Origin of the sequence: Mesorhizobium sp. M0633 (assembly GCF_040320645.1) — a bacterium.
In the GTDB taxonomy this organism is placed as follows: Bacteria; Pseudomonadota; Alphaproteobacteria; order Rhizobiales; family Rhizobiaceae; genus Mesorhizobium.
In genome coordinates this window covers 1-25,174 of the sequence record NZ_JAMYQC010000017.1, presented here as the reverse complement: position 1 = coordinate 25,174, position 25,174 = coordinate 1, and the positions used below count along the sequence as shown (strand labels likewise).

General features: G+C 61.1%; 20 protein-coding genes and 5 pseudogenes. 11 read left to right on the top strand and 14 right to left on the bottom strand.

Features of this window, described 5'->3' with window-relative positions; translation table 11 throughout:
• Window positions 1-348: 348 nt before the first annotated feature.
• Window positions 349-1,569 (bottom strand): pilus assembly protein TadG-related protein, encoded by a 1,221-nt coding sequence (locus tag NKI47_RS18735; RefSeq protein ID WP_352592435.1) that lies wholly within the window; start codon window positions 1,567-1,569, stop codon window positions 349-351.
• Window positions 1,570-3,143: 1,574 nt separating this feature from the next.
• On the opposite strand from NKI47_RS18735, the gene NKI47_RS18730 reads away from it, so the two are divergent.
• Window positions 3,144-3,281, top strand: a complete 138-nt coding sequence (locus NKI47_RS18730) for a hypothetical protein (RefSeq protein ID WP_352592433.1) — start codon at window positions 3,144-3,146, stop codon at window positions 3,279-3,281.
• A 41-nt stretch (window positions 3,282-3,322) separates the two neighbouring features.
• Here NKI47_RS18730 and NKI47_RS18725 read toward each other — a convergent pair whose 3' ends face one another.
• A complete protein-coding gene (locus NKI47_RS18725; RefSeq protein WP_352592430.1) occupies window positions 3,323-3,541 on the bottom strand; it encodes a hypothetical protein in 219 nt (72 codons plus the stop codon).
• A 206-nt stretch (window positions 3,542-3,747) separates the two neighbouring features.
• Here NKI47_RS18725 and NKI47_RS18720 point away from each other — a divergent pair, with 206 nt between their 5' ends.
• The 4 genes and pseudogenes from NKI47_RS18720 to NKI47_RS18705 all read left to right on the top strand — a co-directional run bounded on the left by NKI47_RS18720 (window position 3,748) and on the right by NKI47_RS18705 (window position 5,971).
• On the top strand, window positions 3,748-3,984 hold the full coding sequence (locus tag NKI47_RS18720) for a hypothetical protein (RefSeq protein WP_352592428.1): 237 nt from the start codon (window positions 3,748-3,750) through the stop codon (window positions 3,982-3,984).
• Window positions 3,985-4,199: 215 nt separating this feature from the next.
• Window positions 4,200-4,726, top strand: a pseudogene (locus tag NKI47_RS18715) (trimeric intracellular cation channel family protein).
• A gap of 241 nt (window positions 4,727-4,967) precedes the next feature.
• Window positions 4,968-5,432 (top strand): hypothetical protein, encoded by a 465-nt coding sequence (locus NKI47_RS18710; RefSeq protein ID WP_352592425.1) that lies wholly within the window; start codon window positions 4,968-4,970, stop codon window positions 5,430-5,432.
• Between the two features lie 173 nt (window positions 5,433-5,605).
• Entirely contained in the window at window positions 5,606-5,971 is a 366-nt protein-coding gene (locus tag NKI47_RS18705; protein WP_352592422.1) for a low affinity iron permease family protein, read from the top strand.
• 334 nt (window positions 5,972-6,305) lie between these two features.
• Here the strand turns inward: NKI47_RS18705 and NKI47_RS18700 are convergent, their stop codons facing one another.
• Both NKI47_RS18700 and NKI47_RS18695 read right to left on the bottom strand, forming a co-directional pair.
• Window positions 6,306-7,463: an extracellular catalytic domain type 1 short-chain-length polyhydroxyalkanoate depolymerase gene (locus tag NKI47_RS18700; RefSeq protein WP_352592420.1), complete on the bottom strand. Its 1,158-nt coding sequence runs from the start codon at window positions 7,461-7,463 to the stop codon at window positions 6,306-6,308.
• A 146-nt stretch (window positions 7,464-7,609) separates the two neighbouring features.
• Window positions 7,610-8,403 (bottom strand): annotated as a pseudogene (locus NKI47_RS18695) (hypothetical protein).
• Here NKI47_RS18695 and NKI47_RS18690 point away from each other — a divergent pair.
• Window positions 8,312-8,647, top strand: a complete 336-nt coding sequence (locus NKI47_RS18690; RefSeq protein WP_352592688.1) for a hypothetical protein — start codon at window positions 8,312-8,314, stop codon at window positions 8,645-8,647. The pseudogene NKI47_RS18695 and the gene NKI47_RS18690 overlap by 92 nt on opposite strands.
• A 38-nt stretch (window positions 8,648-8,685) precedes the next feature.
• On the opposite strand, the gene NKI47_RS18685 is transcribed toward NKI47_RS18690, so the two are convergent.
• The 8 genes and pseudogenes from NKI47_RS18685 to NKI47_RS18650 form a co-directional block, all read right to left on the bottom strand.
• The gene (locus NKI47_RS18685; RefSeq protein WP_352592666.1) at window positions 8,686-9,180 is read right to left on the bottom strand and encodes a YciE/YciF ferroxidase family protein; all 495 of its coding nucleotides are present in this window, start codon (window positions 9,178-9,180) and stop codon (window positions 8,686-8,688) included.
• A gap of 504 nt (window positions 9,181-9,684) precedes the next feature.
• Entirely contained in the window at window positions 9,685-10,620 is a 936-nt protein-coding gene (locus NKI47_RS18680) for an NAD(P)/FAD-dependent oxidoreductase (RefSeq protein WP_352592417.1), read from the bottom strand.
• A 1,286-nt stretch (window positions 10,621-11,906) separates the two neighbouring features.
• Window positions 11,907-12,167, bottom strand: a complete 261-nt coding sequence (locus NKI47_RS18675; RefSeq protein ID WP_352592414.1) for a hypothetical protein — start codon at window positions 12,165-12,167, stop codon at window positions 11,907-11,909.
• Window positions 12,168-13,195: 1,028 nt separating this feature from the next.
• A pseudogene (locus NKI47_RS18670) lies at window positions 13,196-13,696 on the bottom strand (ferritin-like domain-containing protein); the annotation flags it as partial.
• A 148-nt stretch (window positions 13,697-13,844) separates the two neighbouring features.
• Window positions 13,845-14,118: pseudogene (locus NKI47_RS18665) on the bottom strand (IS21 family transposase); the annotation flags it as partial.
• Window positions 14,119-14,349: 231 nt separating this feature from the next.
• A pseudogene (locus NKI47_RS18660) lies at window positions 14,350-14,515 on the bottom strand (IS66 family transposase zinc-finger binding domain-containing protein); the annotation flags it as partial.
• Between the two features lie 41 nt (window positions 14,516-14,556).
• Window positions 14,557-17,901, bottom strand: coding sequence for an AAA family ATPase (locus NKI47_RS18655; RefSeq protein WP_352592411.1), 3,345 nt, complete (start codon window positions 17,899-17,901; stop codon window positions 14,557-14,559).
• A gap of 322 nt (window positions 17,902-18,223) precedes the next feature.
• Window positions 18,224-18,841, bottom strand: coding sequence for a hypothetical protein (locus NKI47_RS18650; RefSeq protein ID WP_352592408.1), 618 nt, complete (start codon window positions 18,839-18,841; stop codon window positions 18,224-18,226).
• A gap of 417 nt (window positions 18,842-19,258) precedes the next feature.
• On the opposite strand from NKI47_RS18650, the gene NKI47_RS18645 reads away from it, so the two are divergent.
• From NKI47_RS18645 to NKI47_RS18630, 4 genes are all read left to right on the top strand, one after another.
• Entirely contained in the window at window positions 19,259-20,149 is an 891-nt protein-coding gene (locus tag NKI47_RS18645; RefSeq protein WP_352592406.1) for an ankyrin repeat domain-containing protein, read from the top strand.
• A 190-nt stretch (window positions 20,150-20,339) separates the two neighbouring features.
• Window positions 20,340-21,242, top strand: coding sequence for a VOC family protein (locus tag NKI47_RS18640; RefSeq protein WP_352592403.1), 903 nt, complete (start codon window positions 20,340-20,342; stop codon window positions 21,240-21,242).
• Window positions 21,151-21,693 carry a sulfotransferase family protein gene (locus NKI47_RS18635; protein WP_352592400.1) on the top strand — a complete coding sequence of 181 codons (543 nt, stop codon included), beginning with the start codon at window positions 21,151-21,153 and terminating at the stop codon, window positions 21,691-21,693. The genes NKI47_RS18640 and NKI47_RS18635 overlap by 92 nt, the downstream gene beginning before the upstream one ends.
• Before the next feature lie 52 nt (window positions 21,694-21,745).
• Window positions 21,746-21,874 carry a sulfotransferase gene (locus tag NKI47_RS18630; RefSeq protein WP_352592663.1) on the top strand — a complete coding sequence of 43 codons (129 nt, stop codon included), beginning with the start codon at window positions 21,746-21,748 and terminating at the stop codon, window positions 21,872-21,874.
• Window positions 21,875-22,240: 366 nt separating this feature from the next.
• Here the strand turns inward: NKI47_RS18630 and NKI47_RS18625 are convergent, their stop codons facing one another.
• Complete coding sequence (locus NKI47_RS18625; RefSeq protein WP_023674678.1) at window positions 22,241-23,335, bottom strand: alkene reductase; 1,095 nt, start codon at window positions 23,333-23,335, stop codon at window positions 22,241-22,243.
• 58 nt (window positions 23,336-23,393) lie between these two features.
• On the bottom strand, window positions 23,394-24,182 hold the full coding sequence (locus tag NKI47_RS18620) for an SDR family NAD(P)-dependent oxidoreductase (protein WP_352592397.1): 789 nt from the start codon (window positions 24,180-24,182) through the stop codon (window positions 23,394-23,396).
• Between the two features lie 110 nt (window positions 24,183-24,292).
• On the opposite strand from NKI47_RS18620, the gene NKI47_RS18615 reads away from it, so the two are divergent.
• Window positions 24,293-24,856, top strand: coding sequence for a TetR/AcrR family transcriptional regulator (locus tag NKI47_RS18615; RefSeq protein ID WP_352592660.1), 564 nt, complete (start codon window positions 24,293-24,295; stop codon window positions 24,854-24,856).
• The last annotated feature ends 318 nt before the right edge of the window (window positions 24,857-25,174 follow it).

The following is a 25,174-nucleotide window of genomic DNA, read 5'->3' as shown; positions in this document are numbered from 1 at the left end:
GTGGAAAATCATATGCGCGTCGGCGGCGTCGGGTCTACCAACCGGCAGCCCTAGAGAAATACATTGCCCCATTTCGCCGCCTGTTTCCTCTTAGGACCCCTGCCCATCCAATTGCCGGGCGCGTAGGTAACGCGGCTACTTCACCACTCCGAAATCACATGACACGCAGCCGCCGTCTGCACCCGGACCATTGCGCAGCCAGGTCAAACTTAGGTCCCCATGATCGAGCGAGGCTGAGGGGCGCACCTCAATTCGGGCCGCGGGTCAGTCGCTCGATCCGTCCAACACGGAAGCAAGCGAACCTCAAATGCAGTCTGTCTCACAACACTGCGCTGGCTATAGCCAAGTTCATTTCATCAGTCTCGTTGCAGAATTCGTTGTCAATAAGGCACTTGCGCCAGCAAGATAAATTGAGCCATTGCCGTTCATCTCGATCCGGTTGACCACAAAGATGCGAGGCTTACTGTCGGTCGACAATGCACCGCCACCTGTAAGAAAAAGCTTTTGTGACGGCAGATAGACTATACCGCCTAGATCTGTATCGCCACCGCCAATGAGCGTGGAGGTTCTCTCCACGCCTTGGGGTTTTTGAGCTAGCGCGATCCCCATCCACGGGCCGCTGGTCGGCGCCGTCAGGCGTAGCTTGGCGCCGGCCTGCATTGTGGTGGTGGCCTGATCGTCGAGTAGAACGATGGTGGTACCGTCAGCTGCATCGAGAACCGCGCCGGAGGAGAGCGAAAGCCCTCCCGTCCTGATAACATACGTTCCCGCGGCAAGATTGACCACCGCTCCGACCGATAGAGTGAGCCCTCCACAAAAAGTGCCGGGAACGAGATTTGCGGTGGCGTTTTTGATCACCAGGTTATTGTAGGTGCAGACATTGTCTGTTGGCCAGACCAGTCGGGAGATAATGGGATCTGCCAGCTCTTTCTGATTGAAAACCGGTTGAGGGTTGAAGCCGGCAGACGGCCCGGAGGGGCCGACGACTGACGTCACCAATGTCCTGATGGACGATGAGCCATTCGTGGCTAGCGCAGACCCCGATCTTGAATTCACCTGCGCAACGCATTTCTGGCCATTTATCGACGAAGACCCCGAATTCGACCATGCGTTCGAGGCGGACCGATCTAACACGAGAAGACAGACTGGGTATCGCGGATAGGCAATCGCGGTTGCGCTTCGGCTAATATCAAGTTTATCGACGCCAAGGATTGCCGAGAAGGCCAATTCCTGCGGTTGGTGCAATACAACCGTCACGATTGTGGGATTGGTTGATCCAACCGTGTGGTGGGCGTCACCACTATAGGGACTTCGCGTGGCCACAAAGGTGGGGCTGGCGAAAGTATCAACGTTCTCCTGACGCTGTTCCGACGTCATATCGCTGCTGTTCGCGCTTGCCACGGCCAACTGAAGGGCCGTGGAGTCGGCTCCCTCCTGCAACTGTTGGGCAGTTCGGCTCACGCGCGCAAAGTCTATCGCCACTCCGACGCCCAAAAGCACGACTGGCAAGACCAACGCAAACACCACGGCGAGGTTGCCGCGTTCTGAACGCCAAAACGTCACACGCATGGAAGCCCCCTTCATTTAGCTGGGACTAACCTAGAGGCAGCATATGGAGGGTCCGTTTCGCGAGCCGGTAAAGTTGTCTCGATCGCAATCAGCTTGCGGGGAGCAGCTGAATCAGCGTCTCAAATTCACCACGATGACGCCGCCGAGCGCCAGTGCGCCGCCGTCTGGCGCCGGTCTGGCGATCGTCAAGGCCGGCCCGCACGCATCATCGCACGCGCGATGGCGAGCTGCGCTTCGACCTTGGCATTTTCCTTTTGCGTCATGTTGTCGGCTGCGATCAGGCGACGGAGCGACCGCATCACCTCGCCGTGCCGCCAACCGGCTTTCATGGATGCAGTCAATTCACGATTTGCTGAAACGCGCTGTTTCCGCCCGGGTGGAGCTAGCCTGTCAGTTTAGTGAAGTCGTGGCGCCGCGCCCGAACATGTGCCAGCAAATTCGTTTCGTTTACGACCCCTGATTGAAAGAGATTCAGCGTGGTCGAGGCCAGAATCTGACTATCGAAGTGCTGTACCATTTAGCGTCGGCGGTTATCTGGTCGACAGCCCGCTGGCAAATCGCCCGATCCTTAGGTCTAAGGAACTGACTTTTCAGCGCTCGTAGCATCTCGATGCCTTTAAAGGGGAGTCACTTGTCTCCCACGCGAGCCCATGCGCGGGTCTCCGGAGAATGGATACTAAACGCATCCAGACAGAAAATTGCCATTCGTTTGAGTGGTACCGATGCGGGGCCTTCGCATCGGTGACGTGGTTGCGATCACGGCCGCGGTACGGAGGGGGTCACCGACGACCGTATCAGGGATACAACGCACTTCCTTAGCGGGCGGCCCAGCAGCTTGGGTTAGGGGGCGGCCGCTGGGCCTGACCAGCGAGCCTTTAGGGAATGCTCGACTGGCTGGTTGGTATTTTAGATACCTCTAATATAATCGAACCATGCGAACGAAGTACGCGGCGGTAAGAAAGTGGCTGGCGTCCGATTCACTTACCGCGCGGTTTTGCCTTGGGTTCTGGCGAGCTTTCGGACGGGTTTGCAGCCAATTTTGCAGATCGCCGATCTGTTACCCACAGGGACTTTTTCCTCGCCACCAAATCGTCACGATCGCCCTCAGCGGTCGCTCGGCTATGCATGGCAGCTATGGCGTAGTCGGCTCTGTTGGTTCGATAGTCTTCTTTTTGGACAGTCATCGTTTGCTCCCAGTTTCATAGCCCCTCTTTTGCCCTGGCGGGGAGATTAACTGCCGGTGCATTACGCGAGTCAATCGATGAAACGACCACTCCGCAGTCGCGAGGGCGGGGAGCAACCCGACAATTTTTATCGTTGGAACGGCTTACAGAGTGCAACACAGCCGCCCGTTCGTCGGGCTGCGTTGATCGCGTCCATGTTGCCCTTCAGCTCGCCGATCTCGAGCATGCGCTGAGGGCGGGACGAAGTCTATGTGCCTTGACGGGATGCGGAATATATTCCTATTTTGCGGGATGCCGCACCCTCGCCGACACGAAGCCGTTTCCGAATATCACCTCGCCAAAATTGAACCACAGGCGTGGCTTCTGACGGTAGAACTCCGCGACGCGCAGTTGTCGCTCAAGCCATTTCATGAGCATTGGGACGTGATCGACCGGCTGCACGGGGATATAAAGCGGGCGATCAATCTGCTGAACGGCAGGCCGGCCGACTACGAGCGGCCGCATGCGGCGCCGATGTCGGGTAGGTAGAACACCTACAGCGAGGCAAAGGACGCCACCCAAACGCAGCGCTAATGCCGCACAATATCAGCGAGTTTCAGGCGCATCCTCTGGCCCTCCGCGAAGGCTAGGGCGAAGGATTCCAGCACGAATGCGTAGATGCGTTCTTCGTCTTCCTCGACTACGTGCACCGACCACTCGCCGTGGACTTCTACCACTTCAATTCGGGTTTCCAAAAGGCCGTCATAGCCCTCTGGATTATCACAGGCAGCGCGTTGGGGTCTGGGCACCGCTTTCCTCCCATGTTGCGAACTATGACACAGCGGCCCGCGTCGTTGGGGCTCGGCCGCCGGGCCTAACCGGCGAGAAAATGGTGGACTGGCCGGCTGACGAATAGATGCGCTCAAGTCAATTCGAAGCGAAACATGCGAACGAATGGGCGAGCTTTTTGTGCTTGGATCTACATTAGCCGCATAGCAAATTGGCTGGACGGGCGATGAACGACAAGCCTGCGACGACGTACATCGTTAGCCTTTTCGAGAAGCCGTACTGGCGCACCGTGCTGACCACGAAGGACAAGGCCAAAGCAGAGGCTATGCTAAAAGAGATCGGCGAGGGCGCCCGGATCGAGGCGCCTAACCATCTCGCCGCCACGGCTGTACGACAAAGCCCCGCTTCGGCAGGGTTTTTGTTGGTTATGGCAAGCGGTAAAATACGCCGAAAACCTCGATAGAGTCAACGCGATGGTTCTGTGTTGACGCGTAGTCGAGCGTATGCAGCAGCGGAAGACGCGCTGCGGTCGCCAACCCAAGCGGAAGATTCCTATGCTCTTCGACACAGCCGCCGCACTTCTCGACTGGCTGGGCTTGATCGTTTTTGCGATCTTGGGCGCGCTGGTCGCCTCGAGCAAGCAAATTGGACGTAGTCGGCTTCGTCCTGCTCGGCACGGTGACGGGCATCGGCGGTGGCACGCTGCGCGACCTTCTTCTGGGCTTGAGCCCCGTTTTCTGGGTGCGGGAGCCCGCCATTCTTCTCGCATGCGTCATCGTATCATGCGCAGTGTTTTTCACCGCTCACATCCCGCAGAGTCGCTACCGCTGGCTCCTGTGGCTCGATGCCCTCGGTTTGGCGCTCTTCGCTGTCACGGGTGCGGAGCGCGCTTTGCTTGCAGGCTTAGGCGCGGTGGTGGCGGTGGCAATGGGAGTGCCGGCGGAATCTTTCGTGACGTGCTGGGCAATGAAAGTCCAATAGTGCTTTCCCGTGAAGTCTATGTCACGGCAGCGCTTGCTGGGGCGATGGTCTTTGTTGTGCTCACGAATATCGGCTTAAGTCGCGAGGTCGTGCTCGGGGCAGGTCTCATTGCCGGGCTGCTCGTGCGCGGCATGGCGTTGCAGAAGGGATGGTCGCTGCCACGCTATCGCGAGCGGCGGGGGCGAACGCCCGATGAGATCGACCGCCTGGATCGAAGTGCATAACGTCCCCGAGACCTGCCAGTCCGCCCCCGGCGCTATGCCAACATCTCCCGCCGCCGTGCTTGATAGGAGCCCGGCTTGAAGTGTCGTCCCAAGTGATCAACCCTTAAGAATTTCAAGGGTGGTCTCCCGGGTTTCAGTCGTGCACGAGGCTGACATCAGCGGCAAGTCGTCTGCGACTTTTTCTTTGTCGCCAATCTTGTCCGGTCTGGACGGTATATGACGCGACGCTAATTTAATGCCAATGGCACGTTTTCTGTTGAGCCTCGTTTCGGTTTTATTTTGCAGCACGCTTCTCCAAGCGCACGCGTGGCAGCTCTTCGGCGTCAGGCAGTTTGGCTTCATATTCGATGTTCCCCCTGGCTTTGTCCTGACGCAGCGTTCGGACCAGGGCGCGGAATTTCGGGGCGAAAACGATGCCCTTCTTACCGTGTGGGGCGCAAGGCTCGGCAAGCACAGTTTTCGCGCAGAGATCGAGCACCGCATGGTCGAGGATGAAAAGCGGGGCTGGAAACTGACCTATAGGCGCGTCACGCCGAGATGGGCCAGCTACTCGGGGATCAAGAACGAACACATCCGATATGTCCGCGCCATTGCGGTCTGCAACGACCGTGCCGCGCTCTTTACCATAAATTACAGCAGCGATGAAAAAATCCCGTACGATCCGATTGTGGCGCGTATGGTGCGATCCCTGGCGGAAGGTTGCTGAGAACCGTTAAAGAGTCCATCCATCTCAAACCCGTCATGGCGCTTTTCGCCGTTGCTTCGAAGACTGATCGTCAGCCGGTATCATTCAAGCCCGTCCGGCTCATAGCCCCCGGAGCATTGACGAAAATGTAAAATCCCGCCCCAATCGTAATAGATTGTTTGCTGGGGATTCGCATGAACCGATTTCTCTTTGCGGTTGCCGACTTTCTGTCCCGGCCGCCTGGCTTCTATTTGATGATCGCCGCGATGGTTGCTTGCACGGCGATGGTTCCTTTCGGGCTAACAAACGTAGTCACCTATGCGCTTTCAGTAGCTGCGATTGTGATTACCGGTGTCGTCCTGATCCAGGGTTATCGCGACACCGCTGCTATTCATGCAAAACTTGATGAGATCATCGTTGCACTGCAGGAAACGAGGAACAATGTCGTCGGGCTAGAGCACGCCGAGCCCGAGGAGATCCAAGCCCATTTGGCGCGGCTTGAAATGGAAGCGGCGGAGGCCGATCGAAAAGCAGAGGAAGACGGGCCTCTGCCCGCCTGAGCGCCCGGCGGCTTAGTCCGACTGGGGCACGGTATCGCCAGCGGGAAGGGCAGAAGCGGAAAGCCGCCCAATCGAGGGACTTTGCTCCTCATGCCGAGTTGGCGATTTCTCAACGGAGAAAGTGCCATGTCTAGGAAAAACCGTCTTGATAAAGACCCGGCCGAAGGCAGCCGCTCGGTAGTCGATGGGGAAGCAGGATCTGGACGAGGTGCATGCGACTGCTTGCTGAAAAGCGGTCAACGATTCCAAAGAACAACGCGTTCCCTTGCTTGGTCGGACCCGCTTGACCTTCGCGGGCCGGCGAGACAGTCGGCGAGCGATTTGCGCCGCCCGCCTAGCGCATCAGGCCCGCTGCCCGCAGGGCATCCTCGATGATCTTCTTCACGCCGGGTTGGCCCGATTCCGGGTGACGCGGGAACTGATGGATGGCAGTCGACTGTCGGGGCTTCGTCTTCGCATTTTCCATAGCTGGCGCCGGTGACTGGGGTGGCCGTTGGCTGGCGGGGACTTGCGGCCTCGATTTCCGGGAGGCGCTTTCCTCCGTTGCCGCGATGCCCCAGAACTGCGCGATCTCCCGTGTGGAGGCGATGCCGACATCAAGCATATAAGGTCCTGGAGCGCCGACGCCGTCGCCGACCGGCGTGCCGTGGCCCATCCCGGCGATCATGTTGATTTCGATCAAGGCCTCTCCCGCGCCGTCACGCCAGACCTGCTTTGCGTGCGGGCCGGCAGCTTCCTGACGCGTCACTTTTTCAAGCCGGTGGGCTCCCCGCCATTGGCCTGCGATCGCTTCCGCGTTGGAAGGCGAAACCGTGTGGTCAGCGGCACCGTGCCAAATCGAAATCCTCGGCCACGGTCCCCGATGATCCGATGCGCCGCGGAGGGCCCGTTGCAGATCCTGTTCCGAAGGACCGCCGTGGCCGCGCATGCGATCGAAGGCCTCCGGGATGGTCGCTGCGCTGCCGTAGGGCAGACCGGCAATGATCGCACCGCCGGCAAACACTTCCGGATAGGTAGCCAGCATGGCCGCCGCCATTGCGCCTCCGGCCGAAAGGCCCGTGATGAAGATGCGCTTTCGGTCGAGACCGTGGGTGACGACCATCGTCTCGATCATCTGGCGAACCGAAAGCGCCTCTCCCGAACCACGCTTGGTGTCGCCATGCTGGAACCAGTTGAAACAGAGGTTCGGATTGTTGCCGCGTTGCTGTTCGGGAAAGAGCAGCGCAAAGCCAGCCTCGTCGGCGAGTTGGGACCAGCCGGAATGATGGTTATAGCCGGCCGCGTTCTGTGTGCAGCCATGCAGCACGACGACGAGCGTGGCGCCCTTGGATAGGTCATTGGGAATGTAGAACTTCGCTCCCAGCCCGCCGGGATTGGTACCGAACTCGGCCAGCGTCCGGAGATGGTCTGACGCACCGAGGTCGGCGGGATGTGCGGCATGTCGCGCCTGCAGCGCGGCCAGGTGGGCGATCGTATCGGAGATTTTTCGCAATGGGGCCGTCCCTGTTCTGACGCCCGGAATGGACGGCAATCTGTGCAACGCGCTTGCAGCAATATCGTTGCTGCACGCACAAGAACAAGAGAGCGCGGGGAGATGGAGTCCGGCCGACCATCTGGGCCGGCCGGGAGTAGACGTCTTCAGCCTCGACTAGCTGTGAGATAGAGCGCGTCTTCTTCGTCGTCGCGCTGCTTGCCGCCTAACGCAGCCGCTGCGCTGGCGATGAAAGCACCGATGATGAGAGAAAGCGCGCCAACCAGCGCGAAGGTGGCGCCGGCTTTTTTAGCTGTGTCGGCTGCTTCCTGTGCTCGGACTTTGGCCGCCTCGACCTGAGCAAGCACCGCATCAACCCGGGCAGTAGCATCCGCTTGCGACAGGCCAGTGCGAGCGGCCACGAGTTGGCCTAGATAAGTCTTGTCGTCGGCCGAGACTTCGCCGGCCGCCGCACTCGTAATGAGGATGCGGGAAGCTTGTGCGGCTGCTGTCGCATCGCCCTCCGCGGCCGGCGCCGCCAGCCTGGAAAGATCGGTCGGGCGGAACAGCGCATCGACGAAATACGACGTCGCGTCGCTGCCTCCGTCGTTCCCGGCGTTTGCGGTCGCGCCTGCCGAGGCACCCATTGCTACTCCCGAGGCCACTGTCGAGGCCGCCTGAACGCCGGTGCCGATTGCCGCGGACAGGGTCGAGCCGAGCACGAACACAACCAGCAGCGTGGCGAGTGCCCAAGCCATAAAGCCGTGTGGGTATCCCGGAAGAAGGTATCATCGCTGTGAACGCCGACCCATTTGGTGCGAAGGCGCCCGGTCAGATAGCCGCCCAGACCCGATGACAGCCATTGAACGATGACCAGCCAGATCGCGGTGGACATGGCAAAGGTCGTCACGCTGGCGCTCTCGTTGGACCATGGAGACACGAGGCCGGACCCGAGAAGCATCAGGATGAACGTCAGGCTCGAGGCAGCGAAGGCGCCGGCGATGATCGGTCCCCAGTTGACTGCGGATGACGAGGACTCGACCGGCGCGGCGACGTCCGTCGCCAGGATGGTTGATGCCATGAATTCCTCCTACCGCATGAACACCGCGAGAAGGATAATGATCGGAATAGGAACTCCGAGCAGCCAGAGTAGAATGCCTCGACCCATGATTGTCTCCTATCGAAAGAACGGATGCTGGAAGTAAAACAGCCAACCCAACATGTTGGGGTGGCTGGTGTGTGATCAGGCGGCCTTGGCCATTTCGTTGGCGGAAGCATCCGCGAGACCCGTCAATGCCTCGTCCGTCATGGATTCCTCCGCGAGCGTCTGGTCGAGCAGTTTGGCTGCGTCGCTCATGCCCAAGACCTCGGCCCAGCGCTTCAGCGTGCCATAGCGGGTGATCTCGTAGTGCTCGACGGCCTGGGCAGCGGAGATCAGACCGGCGTCCAGTGCGGGAGTTCCCTTGAACTCCTCCATAATCTCCTCGCCCTCCTCGATGATGCCGTCGATCGCGGGACACGTCTTGCCCTGTGCCCGCTTGCCAAGGAGCTCGAAAACCTGCTGCAGGCGCACGACATGACCTTCGGTTTCGTCCTTGTGCTTCTCGAAGGCTGCCTTCAGATCGGCCGATGATGCGGCGCGCGCCATCTTGGGAAGCGCCTTCAGGATCTTCTTTTCCGCGTAAGATATCTTGGGCGTATCGAGGAAGAGATCGTCCAATGTCTTTTCTTTCGCCAGGGCGGATTTCCTTTTGGTTCCAGCATTTTTCTGTTGTCGTTCACGGGGTTGTGAAACGCATGCTCAACAAGCGCGCAACGCCGGAAAGGTTCCTTGAGACGTGTCGCTGCACGTCACTCTAAGTTCGTGGGTCACCCCCTGGTTCAATTCACTTCCCGCTCCGCCAGCCATTTCGCTATCGAGGGATCGCATGATGCTCTGATACTTGGCGTCTCTATTATCGAGCTTCTTGAGAATATTTTTGCCGGCGCAGCCATGAACGAGCGCGCCTGACCTTGGGGATGCTGCTCGCCAAAGTCGCCGGCGGCGAGATCAGCCCTTCCACCCCAAAAGAATTCTCTGGCGACGAGAACGATGTCTCCCGCCAATCGTGACGCCGCCTGGCCTCCGATCCGGTTGCTCCAGGCGGCCAACAATGCCCACGGCGAAATAGACGTCCGGTCGTTTTTCGAATTGGCGCGCTGGAGAGACCAAGGAACAACGACCAGCTGTGATGCCTGCGGGTCAACCGCGCGGTGGGCGCTCGCCGTCTCTTTCGCACAGGTAGTTGTGAATGTCGGTTGCAGCGACCGCGGCGTGCCCGAATGCGACCGCGAGCTGGTTGATCTCGTTGACGATGTCGCCAGCGGCATAGAGGCCAGCAATGGCGGTTCGCTGATGCGAGTCGACGACCACGTTGCCGACCTCATCACATTTCGCACCCAGGTCGATAGCCAGTTTCGAGCGTATGGTGCAGCCCATCGCGGGGTAGATGGTGTCGAAGACGCGCACATCCCCGTTGATGAGCCTGACACTGGCTCCACCTTTGGAGTGCAGCGAGCCGGGCATGCATGCCTCTACTTTGACTTCAGCCCTTCTTAGCAATGCGCCAGCGTCGTAGTCCAATGCCGTGACCGCACTGGTCACCAGCATGGTGACGTCTTGGGTGTACGTTCGCAGGAACAGCGCTTTCTTCATCGCATCGTCGGCCGGACCGAACACGGCCACCCGCTTGCCGATAAGCTCATATGCGTCGCAAATTGGGCATAGCCGCAGGGAACCGGCTTCGATCATAGCCGCGATTTCCGAAATATCTGGCAGTGTGTCGACGATTCCGGTGGCCACAAGCACCGAGCGAGCTCGAATACGAGAGCTCGCGGCGACAAGGAAGTCTGTCCCGTCAAGGCAGACGTCTAGCACCATATCGTCGACCAGCTCCGCGCCATACCGCACGGCTTGCTCCCTCATGCGCGTGAGAAGATCGACGCCAGAAATGCCATCTGGGAAACCCGGACAATTGTGACTTTCGGGAATCCACTTCGCCCGACTTTCGCCAGAGTCGATGACAATCACGCGACGCAGAAAACGTCCCAGATACGTTGCGGCCAACAGGCCGGCCGGGCCGCCGCCGATGATGAGACAGTCCCATAATTCACTACGACTCGGCGAACTTCGCGCCACCACGATGGCCTCCTGACCTGCCGAATTTTGCGCCGTGACCGAAGTGTCGCGATCGCGTTGAACGAAACGCGGCGCAGGTGGTTTGGTTACATAGAAACAGCCACGCTCGTCGGCTAACTCGCAGCCCTGTGCTCGATGACCAGCTTCACGCGATCAGGGCGGTGCTGCGCTCGCCTTGCATGGTTCTTTCCAGCGGAAGCTTGCATAACGCCGTGGCACTTCAAATGCCGGAAGGCCGCGTGCTCATCAGGTCAAATCGTGGCGAGGTCATCGTCCGCGACCGAGCTGCCCTCATCTCCTTGGCAAACGGGTCGTATGGGCAGCCGGAGGCAGAGTATGCCCGCTTGATCGGCAAGCCGGCATCCCCATGTCTCGGGGCCAGGGTCGCTTCACTCCCCACAGGCTCTGGCACGACGGGGCCGGGCCTCCTACCAGGACGGCTCACCGGTGTCGCCGCTCGGTATGAAATCGCGGTGTCGTTCCAAGACAGAGTCGTTGAACGTGAGCGGCGAATGGGTTTCCCTGCGGAGATCGACGAAAATTCCTCGGGTCGCTCCTCACTACCCCCTGGCAGCCTTGAGCCGCGACGTCGAGCGGGGTCGCCATGTTCGATCCAACGGTGCCCAGTCCCGTACGCAATGGCCGCGCGTCCCGAGCAGCCTTGCTGGAGAGTTCTACTGTTCCACTGGAACTGGATGGTGCACAGGCTCTGCATGGTGAAACACCTGTCCCAGGTCGCGCGCGTCGAATGTCTGCCCGCAAACCGGGCAGTAAATGAATGTTTGGACTCGTCGTCGGCGGGGCCGTCATGCGTCTCGCCCTTGTACCCCGTGGCGATGTTGTTGGTTCGGATGCGCTTCATTCGGCGCCATCTGGCGCCTACCCGCCCGACGTCAAGGCCGACCGCCGCATGGGATGGCGCGCGCGATGGCGAGCTGCGCCGCGACCTCGGCGTGGTCCCTCTGCGTCATTTGTCGGCAGCGATGAGCCTCTAGAGGGGCCGCATCATTTCTCTTCGCGTCCAGCCTGCAGCGCCAAGACGACAGCGCGAATATGCCGACCGCGAGATCGATTGCCAGGAGGCGATGGAGCCCGGCTTTCAGGCGATCGTCGATTGCATGCTCGATGCTAGCGCCACACGCATTGGGGGAACAATGCAGGCCCTCGCCGGTTAAAGACTCGCAGCGGTCGATCCGTCTCGGTGCAGCCACTGCCGGGGTCCGTCGCCAATCCCTCCGAGGCGGCGGGCTCCCTCTCCTACTGCCCAATGCCAGATCGCCTAACCTTCAAGGCGCGCGGCCCAGAGCAGATGAAACGACAGTCGCATCTGTTCCCGGCATTTCAAAGAGCATAGGCAATTGGCGACATCCGGCCTCGTCTACGATCAGCCCCTCGATAGTCGCGACGGAGAGATGGCTCTTTAGGCGCAGCCGGATAATCGCCGCGAGTTTGTGAACCGGCACCGGCGTTGCCCCGGCGTGATGGTCTAGCAATTTATTGATCTCGGCAAGTACTTCTGACTCGCCGGCGTGGGGCAATGGTAGCATGACAGCCTCCCGTTCGGAAAAGTAACTATAAGCCGATGGGGGCGATGTGTCTGGCCACGTACGCTTTTGACAAAACGTCCTGGACTTTATTTGGTGAGTTCACGACCAACACGTACTCACTCTTTGTCGGCCCGATCGATTTGGTCGAGCAATGACCTGTGGTGATCCGGTAGCTCCTGTTCTACCGGAAGATTTAGCGCCTTGCGAAGGTAGTTGCGGATGGCTTCTGCCCTGATCCACCGTCGTACAAGGTCGGCGATAACCTTCTGTTTCCTTTTGTCGACCTCAACCATCGACGAGCCTGCATGCGACCATAGGACCGAACCATCCGAGGGCCAGAGTTGTTCCCTGGGAATGCTGTCTGGGGATCGGATAACTCGCTCCCCCGAAGGCCCCGGTGCCCCTTCGGGTTAGCGCCGATGGGCACAGCCGTGCTATCTACCTACACTTGGCAGCGCCCTCGATCAGTTAAGGTGCGGACCCGTAAGTCGGATCTATCCCGATGTTCCCACATCTTTGGTGGCTGTCCCGGGGTTACAGGGAAGTTTTGGAGACGAATGGACGGTATGCTTTGACCTGCATGGCGTGGCGCGGTGTCTGGATAGTGAGCTCGCACGCCGGGTCAGACTTGGCAGCCTCAGACGATGCAATCACGACGTCATTAGGCAAGCCTTTACTTGCTCACTGCAGTTCGCCATGGGGCATCTCGTTTCGCCACCTCCAAATCGCGGACGCCGGCTGACAGCGAGCTTCCTTCCCGCGATCAGGGGCTTCTGCGGTCGTGGCAACCGCCACCACGTCGCCAAGCTATTCCCCGCGCCATAGTTGAGTCAGGGGCATGCGCTTCGAGGATCTGAAGCTGTGTGTTCCGGGCGCCATCATCGCCGGGGTCCCAAGCCGGCGCCAAGACGGCGCTGCGGCGGCGGCGATGTTTTCTCGGCAACCGAGCGCCAGATGAATATCTCGGCCGACGGGCGCATCAGGGTTCCTCGGAAGGATTCAGAAGCGGCGCGTACCCTGCAAGCTCATCAGCGCTTCGCGCTATCGCTTTCCGTTTCGGCCCTCGCGAGGAACTGCTCGGTTGTCGAGGGAAGATGGTCCTTCAACCATTCCGCCATCGCGACCTCCTCTCGCAAGTTCTCGTCGCAAGCCCGCGCGACCTCGCTTTCGCCCAGCGATTCAGCGGCGGCAATCAGGATCGTGTAGGAGGCGATTTCCATGTGCTCGAAAGTGTAACTCGCGAGTGATCCCTTCATCACCTCGTCGCCGGCGAAGATGCCGCTCAACGATTGCGCCATCGCCGTCAGCTTGCCGCCAGCATCCTTCATCGTGGATGAACCCTCATCCATTCGGTCGAGGCAGATTTTCAACCGAGCAGCCTGCTGCCTCGTTTCATCAAGGTGCAGTCGGATTCGGTCGCTGAGCTCGGGATAATTCTCGATACGGCTCAACTGCCCGTTCAACATCGTTTCGGCCTGCTCTTCCATGGCATGAGCATCTCTAAGCCATTGGGCAAGCCATTCTCGCGCCTCTGACTTTCAAATCTCCTTAGTGGACGGAGAAGAACTGCCGAACGGTGACATTGTTCCCACTTCGTCTGGTCGGATTAGAGAGGTCCGATGAGACGGCTCTCAGGTCCGGCGCGCGCGGAGTAACATCCCTGCCTGCTCGGCACTGCCGCCGTAGTATTCCTTCGTAGATGGCGACAGCAGGGATGCCTGGCGCCGCCTTCAAAAGGGGAAGGACCTCGGCATCGAAGATGTGCTCGAGAGGGCCAGGCCGTCGCCGGCCGCGAGCCTTTTGCTTTTGCGATGGCAGGTCCGGATGCTTTTTGATGCGATAGGCCGTCGCTCTGCTGATCGACGCCTTGGCCGCGGCAATCTCGGTCGTGTGTTCCTGTCGTAACTTCATAAAGAGCCGTCTGATGGTCGGTTACATGACGGCGTGGCACAAAGGTGATTCTCCATTCTCAGAAAATCGCCAAGGTACTTCAGCCAACCGCGCTCAACAGACGTCGGCAGTGGGCGTCGCGGAGGTGGTGTAACTCCGTTCGGGCTACGCCTCACTGCGTCACACCACCTCCGCCGAGTCTCATCTTGATTGATGCTGAATCTCATCCTGATCGCTGCGCCGCAGGCAGGCACGCAGAATGGCCGCGGGGCAGGCATATTAGGCCGGCGCACACGATTACACGCAGCTGCGCCGGACCGAGTCGAGCCGCTCTCTCACGTCCTCGCCGATCCGATGCAAGCCATTGCGGCAGCGTGGGCAGGCATGGTCCTCGATGTCGACGATCCTTCCACCCGCGGCAGATGGGATGGCAACGCGCCGCGGTTCGTCCGACGCTTTCTGGCTCAGGAAGCCGCACGAGAGTAGCGTGGATCTCTATTCACCTCAAGGTGTCGAGCAGCGCCCTGGCCTCTTTGAGGTCGGGTGTCTCAAAGCCTTCGGTGAACCAAGCATACACCGGCGCGAGCAGATCGCGGGCGTCGGCATGCTTGCCCTCATCGCGCCAGAGTCGGGCGAGGCTGGTGGCAGCACGTAGCTCCCAGAACTTTGCGGATTGACGCCGGCCGATCTGGATCGCACTCTGAAACGCGGCGCTTGCCTCGCCTGGTCTTCCGCCGTCCGGCAAAGCTGTCAGGAACTGCCCTCGCAATCGATGCAGTTCGGCGTCCGGCCAGCGCTGCCCCGTCCGCTCGACCGCCGCCTTAGCCTCATCCAATTCCCCGAGCGCCCGTAGCACGTCACCGGAGAGTGCGCAGGCGTCGGCAAGCAGGCTGAGAAAGAATGGTCGCATCCATTCTGCGCCGCTGCCCGTCCACTCCGCGAGACCGCGCTCGATCGCCGCAATGCCGACTGCTCCGTGCCCTTGGCGAGCAGTGGCCCAGCCATTGACCACCGTCGCGCCGGCGCGCCACAGATCAAATTTCTGCTCCCGGGCCAATTCCAGCAAGGATGCGGAGTGCTCAGCGGCCACTCCAGCGTTGTGGCCATAGGCACCCGCCATCGCGCTGTACATCAGGGCAAACCCTAGCGTGTTCTTGTGGCCAACACGGCGCGCCAACGCCAGTGCTTCGGCTTGCCGGCGAGATGCTTGATCGGGGTAGCCCAGCAGCCACAGCACCCAAACCAGGTGCGACAGCACGGCAACCCCAAGGTCTTGTCCGAAGGTAAAGGCTGTGGAACCGTGCCGCTCCGGGTCGTACAGCGCAATAGCTTGCTCGAGGTGCTCCCGGGCGGCGGGCAACTCGCCCGTCATTTCGTTGGTCGCCCCGCAAATCCGGTGCGCTACGCATAGTCGCTCCGGGTCGGGGTGCTGCTCGGCCAACGCGAGAATATGTCGGGCGAGGTTCTGCTGCTCTCGAACCGCCATCCGGACGTATTGGACAGCCCAGAACCCATACAGCACGGGGAATTGTTGTGACACGTCGCCTATGGCCTCGACCAGATCCCGGGCGCGGGCGAAAGCGGCAGCGGTTTCAGACGCGGCGTAGCCGTGGCGGGCGATGCACGCCTGGCCGAGCATCGTCTGGAGATGCAGCTCGCGCTCCGCTTGAGCGCGGTCTTCCGGCAAGGTTCGCAAGAGTTCGATGCTCTTGGCAAGATGGCCTGTGGCTTCCGCAGCTGCCGAGCGCCGGAACGCGCGTTCGCCAGCCCGCTGCCAGTAATCGACGGCGCGCTCCATCAAGCCGGCTTGGGTGAAGTGATGGGCAAGCAGCTCAGGCTGGGTTTCGACCACGTCCGGCCACCGCTCTTCCAGCACCTTGGCGATCCGCGAGTGCAACTTCTGTCGTGTGCTACGCAGCAGGCTCACATAGGCGGCATCCTGAACGAGAGCGTGCTTGAAGGAGTAAGTAGCTTCGGCCGAGGTGCCGCGACGGAAGGCCAGACCGGCGCTCACGAGCTGGTCCAATCCTTGCGTCAATGCCGCCTCGGGAATTCTCGCCACCGCGGCCAGCAGCTCATGGCTAAACTCTCGGCCGATAACCGCGCCGATCTGCGCCGCCTGTTTTGCGAACGGCAACCGATCCAACCGTGCCACCAGTGAAGCCTGCAAGGTGCTCGGCACCGAAAGCGAGCCCGCGATATCGGGCTGACTGGCGCGCTCCAGCACGGCCTTGGTCAATTCCTCGATGAACAGAGGCACCCCATCGGTCTGCGCCACAATCCGCTCCAGCATCCCAGCCGGTAGCGCCTGACCGACGACAACCTGGCTTGCGAGCGCCGTTGCCTGGCGATTGCCGAGCCGGCTCAGCGCAATCAAGGTCACGCTGGTTTGGCCGACCCAAGGCGCCTGAAACTCTGGCCGAAAGGAAATGATCACCATCACTGGCAATGCGGCTAGACGCATGATTAACCTGTCCAACAGCTCAAGCGAACTTGGGTCGGCCCAATGCGCGTCCTCGAACAGGATCAGCACGGGGGACCGACCTGCCTTTTCGTCCAGAATCCGGTTCAACGCTCCGAAGGTCTGCTCCTTCTTGCGCTCCGGACTGAGAGCTAGTGGCGGATAACGCTCTCCGCCCGGCACGCTGAGCAACTCGGCGACGAGCGCCACCTCTTCCAGGGTGGCGCCGAGTGGGAGAAGCAGGGCTTCCAGCTTGTCAAGCCGTGCGCCCGCAGACTCGCTGCGCACGAAGCCGGCGTCGTTCTGCCAGCGTGCGATTATGGGCTGCAGTGCGCTGTCGCGGTGATGCGGCGAGCAGAAGTACTTGAGTTTGAGATGCGCCTCCCCGGCCACGCGCTCCTCGAGCGCAGCGATCAGGCGGGACTTGCCGATGCCGGGCTCGCCGGAGATGAGCACCACCTGCCCTTCACGATCTTTTGCTTGCTGCCAGCGGCGCAGCAACAGGCCGAGCTCGTCATCGCGCCCGACCAGCGGCGAGAGGGAAGCCGCATGCATTGCCGCGAACCGGCTCTCAACCAAGGCTTCGCCCAGCACCAGCCACGCGCGCACAGGGCCAGGCAGGCCTTTGAGATCAAAGTCGCCAAGCTCGCGGTACTCGAACAAGCCGCCGATGCGCCGCCGTGTTTCTGCGTCGATCAATGCGCAGCCAGGATCAGCGAGCGATTGTAGGCGCGCGGCGAGGTTTGGGGTCTCGCCTATCACCGTCTGCTCCTGTGCGGCGCCGGCGCCCAGCAGGTCGCCGACGACGGCGAGGCCACTGGCTATGCCGATGCGTGCGGTAACCCGTTCGCCGGCCGGGGCGGCCTGGCCGACCTCCTCCAGCGTAGCCAAAGCAGCGCGCACGGCGCGCTCGGCATCGGCCTCATCAGCTTGTGGCCAGCCGAAATAGACCAGTACACCGTCCCCCATATACTTTGCGACGAAGCCGCCATAGCGACCAACAGTCTCCGCGACGCAGCGATGGTAGGTCCCGATCACCTCGCGCATGTCCTCGGGGTCCAGGCGGGCTGCGAGTGCCGTCGAGCCGACGGCGTCAACGAACATGACCGTTAGCTGCCGCCGCTCAGCGTCTGGAAGCGGCGTGGCTGCCCCTGAGATCGCCGCCAGGGATCGCGTGGTCGAGGTAACCGCTGTATCCGAAGTCGCGCGCAGGGCGGCGATGGCGGCGAGCAGCTTGCGGCGGTGGCCGATCGATATGACCCCGAGCGCCACGAGATCGTCGGCGGTGAGCTGGGGAAGCGTATCAGCTTCAATGTCGTTTTCGCGAAAAGCCGGCTCGTATTGCTGCAGGCCGAGGCTCAGGAGCCATGCCGCGATATCCACGCCCCTTCTCCTCTTCGGCTGCGGGGGGCTGCTCTGTTCCCCGGACTATATCCCAAATTGATGGAGTAGGCAGAAATCTCTCTGGCCAGGCCGCTGAAACGAAGATATCGGCCGTGGACCGGCGGCTGAACTCCGAGATACCAAGATCGCTGCCGCCGTCTGCTGCAGCGGATGGTTCGGCGCTGTGAGGACACTTAGGCAAGCCCGAATGCTAGGACCAGGAAGCCCATTGCTCCGAACCCGGCATGGATAACGATCCCGGCCCGTGTGCTGCGACGCCGCTGGACGACATAGGGCAGGAGCAACGTGATCGGCACGAGCGTCAACAGGACTTGCCAGGGGAAGGCAGCGTGGAACAGCAACCACAGTTCCCATTGACCAGCCAAGCCCGCTCCCCGAAGGCAACCTCTTGCCGCGGCAGTGCGACACCCCGCCAGACAAACTCTTCCCCAATGACGTTCAGTACAAAAAACGGCAGCCACGCGCCGAGAATCCAGTACCGCCCAGGACCGAGCGGCTCGAAAGCCATGAACGAGGGATGAAGAGTCTTCCCGTCTTGCAGCATCAGGAGCGCGGCGCCGATGCCGCCGGTCAGCACGCCGACAGCCGCCAGCCCTCCAATTGCCCAGAGCCAGTCGCCGCCATTCATCAGGCGAAGCCACAGCCGCGCGCCCAACGAACCCGGCAGACGCCGTTCCCGATACAACAGCAGGGCAGCCGTGAGAAGCAGGGGGCCAAAAAGGACGATGCTTGCGGCCAGGAACCACATCACCACAGGCTCTGCCCCGGTGGCGGAGACGAACGCCGGGACGGCTACCCGCGTTGTCAGGAACAGCAGCAGAGCACCCGCGCCGAACAGAGCAGCGGAGCCGCCCAGGCCCAGCGGAGGAACCCGATCAGGCTCCGGCCCGTCGTTCCTTTCATAACCGTTTGCTGTCAATGGCCATTCTCCCGCCGTACGCCGAACGAATAAGTTAAGCCGTGCCACGAAGCGGCATGAGCATTGCACCGCTTAATGAGAGCAGGTTATCAGTGGATTTATGGACCGCATAATCCGCCGCACATCGCGCCGATGCGAAGGCGGGCGTGAGGGTGGCCTACTGATGCCGCGCGAGCCGGTCCATGGGTGCGTTTGCTTCGGCCAACTTGGCCAGCGCTTGGTCGTGACCCGGATGGGACCTCACCGCCCGTTGCGAGACAGCCAGCGAGGTAGCCGGTCTTGAAAACTCTCATTCCCTTAAGGGATTCCACAATCTGTTTAGGCAACAGATGGGCGTGGTAGCATCAAGGATTTTGAGGTAAACTTTGCCGCCTTGAAATCGTGCCGCGTCCTCCGGCTTGCCTTAGGAGATGTTAAATGCGCGGGTTCTTGCTCTTCATTCCGCTACTGCTTCTACACATCCCGATTATATCGCATGCGGCCGACATTCACGACGCCGCGAAAGAGGGCGACGTCGGGGCGATCACGGCAGCGCTCGATGCAGGTGCCGGCGTCGATGAGAGCGATGGAGACGCAACGCCGCTCTATTTTGCGGTCATGATGGGCCACATAGAAGCGGCAAAACTGCTCATAGAACGTGGCGCGGACGTCAACGCCCAGACGACTTGGGGTCCCCCGCTGATGGCGGCTGTAGGGGTAGGCAAGATCGATCTGTTAAATCTTTTGCTGGAGCATGACGCAGATCCAAAGTCCGACCGTGGCGGCGAATCCGCTCTTCATGTCGCCGTCACTCTCGGTTGTCTCGACTGCGTGAAGGCACTGGTCGAGGCCGGCGCAGACGTGAATGCGAAGGCAATGGACGGCAAGACACCACTCCATCTGGCAAAACGCCAGGGGCAACGCGAAATTGCCGACTATCTCATATCCCACGGCGTGGTCTTGCCAACACCAGCTCCGGTCTCAATGAAGTTGGCTTCTGCCGATGTCGAGAAAGGCCGAACCACCTTCACCCGCGCGTGTAACCGTTGCCACAACGCGGAGCCAAAGGGAGGGAACAAAATAGGACCGAACTTGTGGAGCGTCGTCGGCCGCGACAAGGCATCTATGGCAAATATGCGTTACTCCGACGCCTTGCTGGGCTGGGAGGGTGTATGGACGTACGAGGACCTGAACAGATATCTCTTCGGGCCTATGCTCACCACACCGGGCGTTAAGATGGAGACGCCTGGTGTCCCGGACGAGACCGAACGGGTCAACCTGATCGCCTACTTGCGCACACTCAGTGACAAGCCGATCCCGCTGCCTTGAATCGATGATCTCTTGCGCAATTACTGCTACGGGCCTGGGTCGGCTAGTTTGCTCAAATAGTTACCTTTGGTGACCCAACGGCCCGGCTACCACAGGCGAATACGCGCCGGGAACGGTCGACCCGAACTAGGCGCCAGACAGGCATATCTTTCGCAGCTAATGTTCCAGCGCTGCAGGGAGACAACGGCCGATGAAGAGTCAAGAAATTCTGGCCAACACCACCCGTCTCGGCCCGGTTCATCTGCGCGTCGTCGACATTCCCGCCGCCTTACCGGTCTGGCGTGACGTGGTCGGCCTCTCGACCCTGACCAGGGACGGCGGGATCGCCGAACTCGGCGTCGACGGCAAGACCCTTATTGCGCTGCACGCCGGGGCAACAACCGTCCTGCCGTCAAAGTCCCGCGATCTTTTTCATGTCGCCATCCACGTCACGACCCGCAAGGAATTGGCCCGAGTCGCCGCCCAGCTGCGTGCCTCCGGCCTGAGGCACAGCGCTCAGGATCATCTGATCTCGGAATCCCTTTACGTTTCCGACGCTTCAGGCAACGGAATCGAGATCTGCTTCGACACGCCCGAGCGCCTGGCCTCCAGGGAAGAGATGGCTGGCGGCGGTGTTTTGCTTGTCGCCAAGGACGGCACGAGACATTCCGGGCTCGAACCTCTCGATATCGATCGATTGCTGCAGGAGCTCGACCCGGCGGACCGTGTCAAAGTCCCGCTGGCGGCGGATTCCATCATCGGTCACATTCATATGCGCGCGCGGTCGCCCGAAACGCTGATGGCGTTCTACCTCGGCGTGCTTGGCTTCAGGCCACATATCCAGTCTGCAACGTTTGGCTTGTTCGACTGCGGCACCGAGGAACGCCCACACATGGTGGCGTTCAACATCTGGGCTCGCGACGAGCTGAAGGAGCCACCACTCGGCGCGGCAGGTCTGGAGCATTTTACCGTCGTGCTTCCCACCCAGGAAGACTTTGCGGGCGTCGCGCGACGTCTCGAGGATGCGCACGTGCCCTCGCTGCAAACTGACGGGGCACTGGACCTCTCCGACCCTGAGGGAAACCGACTGCGGATGGTGCTCGCGAAAGACTGATCTGACGGCTGTGGGCCTGAACGGGGGAACAATGACGATAAGGGTAATCGGAGCGGGCTTCGGTCGGACGGGGACGGATTCGATGCGTGAGGCGCTGACGATTCTTGGCTTCGGCCCCTGTCACCACATGTTCGAAGTCATGGCCAATGAGGACCAGAAACGGCTTTGGCGTTCGCTAGCGAAGGGCGCGGCACCAGACTGGAACCAGCTGATTGCGGGCTACGCGTCCTGCATCGACTCGCCCTCGGCACACTATTGGCGTGACCTGATTGACTTCTATCCGGACGCCCTGGTCATCCTGACATACCGATCGCCGGAAGCTGGTGGAAAAGCTTCGAGAAAACGATCCTGGCAGCTATCAGCCAGAGCACGGATCAGGAGTCACTGGGTCTTGCGTTGGTCTCCAGGCAGGTCTTCGGCGGCCGGCCGCACGATCGCGCCAATGCCATAGCCGTCTACGAAGCCAATGTAACGGCGATCATTGCGACAGTACGCCGGGTCGACTGCTGGTCCACAATCTGGGCGACGGATGGGAGCCGCTCTGCCTGCATCTTGGCGTGGCAGTACCGGACCAGTCCTATCCCAATCGCAACAACACCAAGGAGTTTCAGTCGGCCCTTGCACAGAACTAGTCTGACCGTCTGCAAGAGGTCATGGGCGTGAATTCGGCCGAGCGCGAACGGCAGGTTTGGAGAAGCACCATGTCGCGATATGGCGCATCCTTCCTGTTCGTGAACCGGAAGGATTGACCCATTCACGACAGTTGAAATCACGGTGAACGGGTCCGCTTGCGCCTGTAAAGCGAACGTACGATGTGCTACGAATCTCGCCTGGCTGGTCCTGGGCGGACCAGAGGAGCTAACGTCTATGCTATAGCCCTCCATGGCCCTCCTGAATCCCTGGGTTTGGACACCAGTTCGAGCGGAGCGCCAGAGAGATGCCCTGAGGCGCTGCTGTCACGTGGGATGGCTGCCTCGCAGGCGCCGCCCTCCGATAGCTCATGGGCGGCTTGAGGCGGCGATCGCGGGATAGTCGGTATAGCCAGCGGAGCCGCCGCCATAGAGCGTCGCCGAGTTGAACTCCGTCAGCGGCGTGCGCGTCTTCAGCCGTTCCACAAGGTCGGGATTGGCGATGAACGGGCGCCCGAAGGCGAAGAGGTCCGCCTTGCCCTCGGCGAGCCGCGACGCCGCGAGTTCGAGGTCATAGCCGTTATTGGCGATATAGGTATTGTTGAAGCGCCGGCGGAGCGATCCGAAGTCGAACGGCGCGACATCGCGCGATCCGCCCGTGGCGCCCTCGACGACATGGATATAGACGATGCCCAAAGCATCGAGTTGATCGACGATATAGTCGAACTGCGCCTGGGGGGCGCTGCTCGAGACGCCGTTGGCGGGCGAGACGGGCGAAATCCGAATGCCGGTGCGCTCTGCGCCGATCTCCTCGACCACCGCAGTCGCAACCTCCAGCATCAGCCGGGCGCGGTTCTCGACCGATCCGCCATAAGCATCCGTGCGGACATTGGCACCGTCCTTGGCGAACTGGTCCAGCAGATAGCCGTTGGCGCCATGAATCTCGACGCCATCGAAGCCGGCCTCAATGGCGTTCGCCGCTGCTTGCCGGAAATCGTTGACGATCCCCGCAAGCTCGTCGAGCGCCAGCGCGCGGGGCTCCGAAACCTCGACAAAGCCGTTGTTCACGAACGTCTTGGTCGCGGCCCGGATTGCCGAGGGCGCGACGGGCGCGGCGCCGTTCTCCTGCAGATCGACGTGCGAGACGCGGCCGACATGCCAGAGCTGCAGGAAAATCCGCGCGTCCTTGGCGTGCACCGCGGTCGTGACCTTTCGCCAGCCGTCGATCTGAGCCTGAGAATAGATGCCGGGCGTGTCCTGGTAACCTTGTCCCTGCCGCGAGATCTGCGTGGCCTCGGAGATCAGCAGGCCGGCGGAGGCCCGCTGGCCGTAATACTCGGCGGCAAGATCACCCGGAACGAAGCCCGGGCCAGCGCGATTGCGCGTGAGGGGCGCCATGACGATACGATTGGAGAGCGTCAGCGAGCCGAGAGAATAAGGCTCAAAAAGTGCTTTGTTGGTCATAGGTCACCTTGTTTGTCCCCGCCGCGACGAGGTCGTTATCAAATGGATTCGTTGGTGCTCAGGCGACCTTGCGGTACCGCTCGGCGGGATGTTCGTTCCGATAGTTCGGAAGCATGGCCTGGCGCGCGGCCTGAAGCGCGTCCCACTGACCGGCATCGGGGAGTGGCGGGATGGTCACCGGTTCGCGGCGGTCGAAGCCGACCAGCGCCGCGTCAACCAGATCGTCCACCTCCATCACGTTGGAGAGCGTGTTGATGTCGGCGCCGACGTGGCCCCAGATCTCGGTTCGCGTCGTGGCGGGCAGCACGGCTTGGACGTAGACGCCCTTCGGCTCAAGCTCGAGGCTGAGCCCCTGCGACAGAAACAGCACGAAGGCTTTGGTTGCGCCGTAGACCGTCATGCCGAACTCCGGCGCCAGCCCGACCACGGAACCGATGTTGACGATCGCCCCTTCGCCAGCTTTCGCAAGACGCGGGGCCATGGCGCTGGCAAGCCGCAGAAGTGCGGTCGTGTTGAGCGCAACGAGCCGGGCGACGTCATTGGTACTCTGCTCGATGAAGCTTCCGCCGATGGCTGTTCCGGCATTGTTGACGAGAATCCCGATGCGGGCGTCATCGCGCAGCCTCGTCTCTACCGTTGCAAGCTCGGCAGGCTGCGTAAGATCAGCCTGGACGATGTCGATCGCAACGCCAGTTTCCTGACGGAGCCGGGCTCCCAGTGCCTCCATTCGTGCCACGTCACGGGCAACCAGCACGAGGTCGTGTCCGCGGCGGGCGAACCGTTCGGCATAGGAAGCTCCGATGCCCGTGGAGGCGCCGGTGATGAGGACTGATGGAATGGTGGTCATGGCATTGCTCTTTTGTCTGATGGAACCTATATTCATGACGATCATCATGATTGCGGCTAAATATGATGGGCATCATGTAAATGTCAACGGGGCCGACGGAGAATTTTGAAATGAAGGTCAGTCGAGAGCAGATGGCGGAGAACCGTCACCGGATATTGGATGCGGCCAGCCGGCTGTTTCGCGAGAAGGGGTTCGACGCGGTCAGCGTGGCGGAAGTGATGAAGGCCGCCGGGCTCACCCATGGCGGCTTCTATGGCCATTTCAGTTCGAAGGACGACCTGATCGCGCAGACCCTTGCCCACGTCCTCGCCGCGGACTCAGGCGGAGGGGGCGATCTTCGCGCTTATGTAGGTTCCTATCTTTCGCCCCGGCATCGCGACAACTGCGCCGGCGGTTGCCCGACGGCGGGCCTTGCCGCAGCCATCCGCCATCAGACCCAGGCTGCACGCTCGGCCATGACGGAAGGCCTACGATCGCAGATCGACCGTATCGGCAAGGCGCTCCCGGAGTTGGATCCGGCAGACAGACGCCGCGCGGCGATCGGAGGCTGGGCAGCGATGGTGGGGGCAGTAATCCTCGCCCGGGCGATCGACGATCCCGCGCTCTCGGATGAAGTGCTTGAGCAGACGCGTGCCTGGGTCGATGCCGGGATCAGCCAAGTGTCTGCCAGCTAGGTGGTGTGCGGCAGGAGTGCTCTTGTCGAGAGCAATGCGGCTATCGGCGTTGGTTGGGTGGCTATCTTGCAGAATATCGCACCGCAGCGTGCAATCAGCGGGATTCGCGGACCAAGAGGGTTTCGAACTTCCCTGTTCAGGCAACCATGCTGTCGCCCAATTTCCGCTAAACTGGCGAATGAAGCCGTTCAACGGCAGAACATCGAATGACCGCTCCTGTGATGGGTTTCGGATGCCGGCCGTCTACTGAGATGGCGTGGCTCGAGGCCGGCGTCCGGAAGCCTCCAGGGAAGGAACCCGCGGGGTGGAGATTTCGGT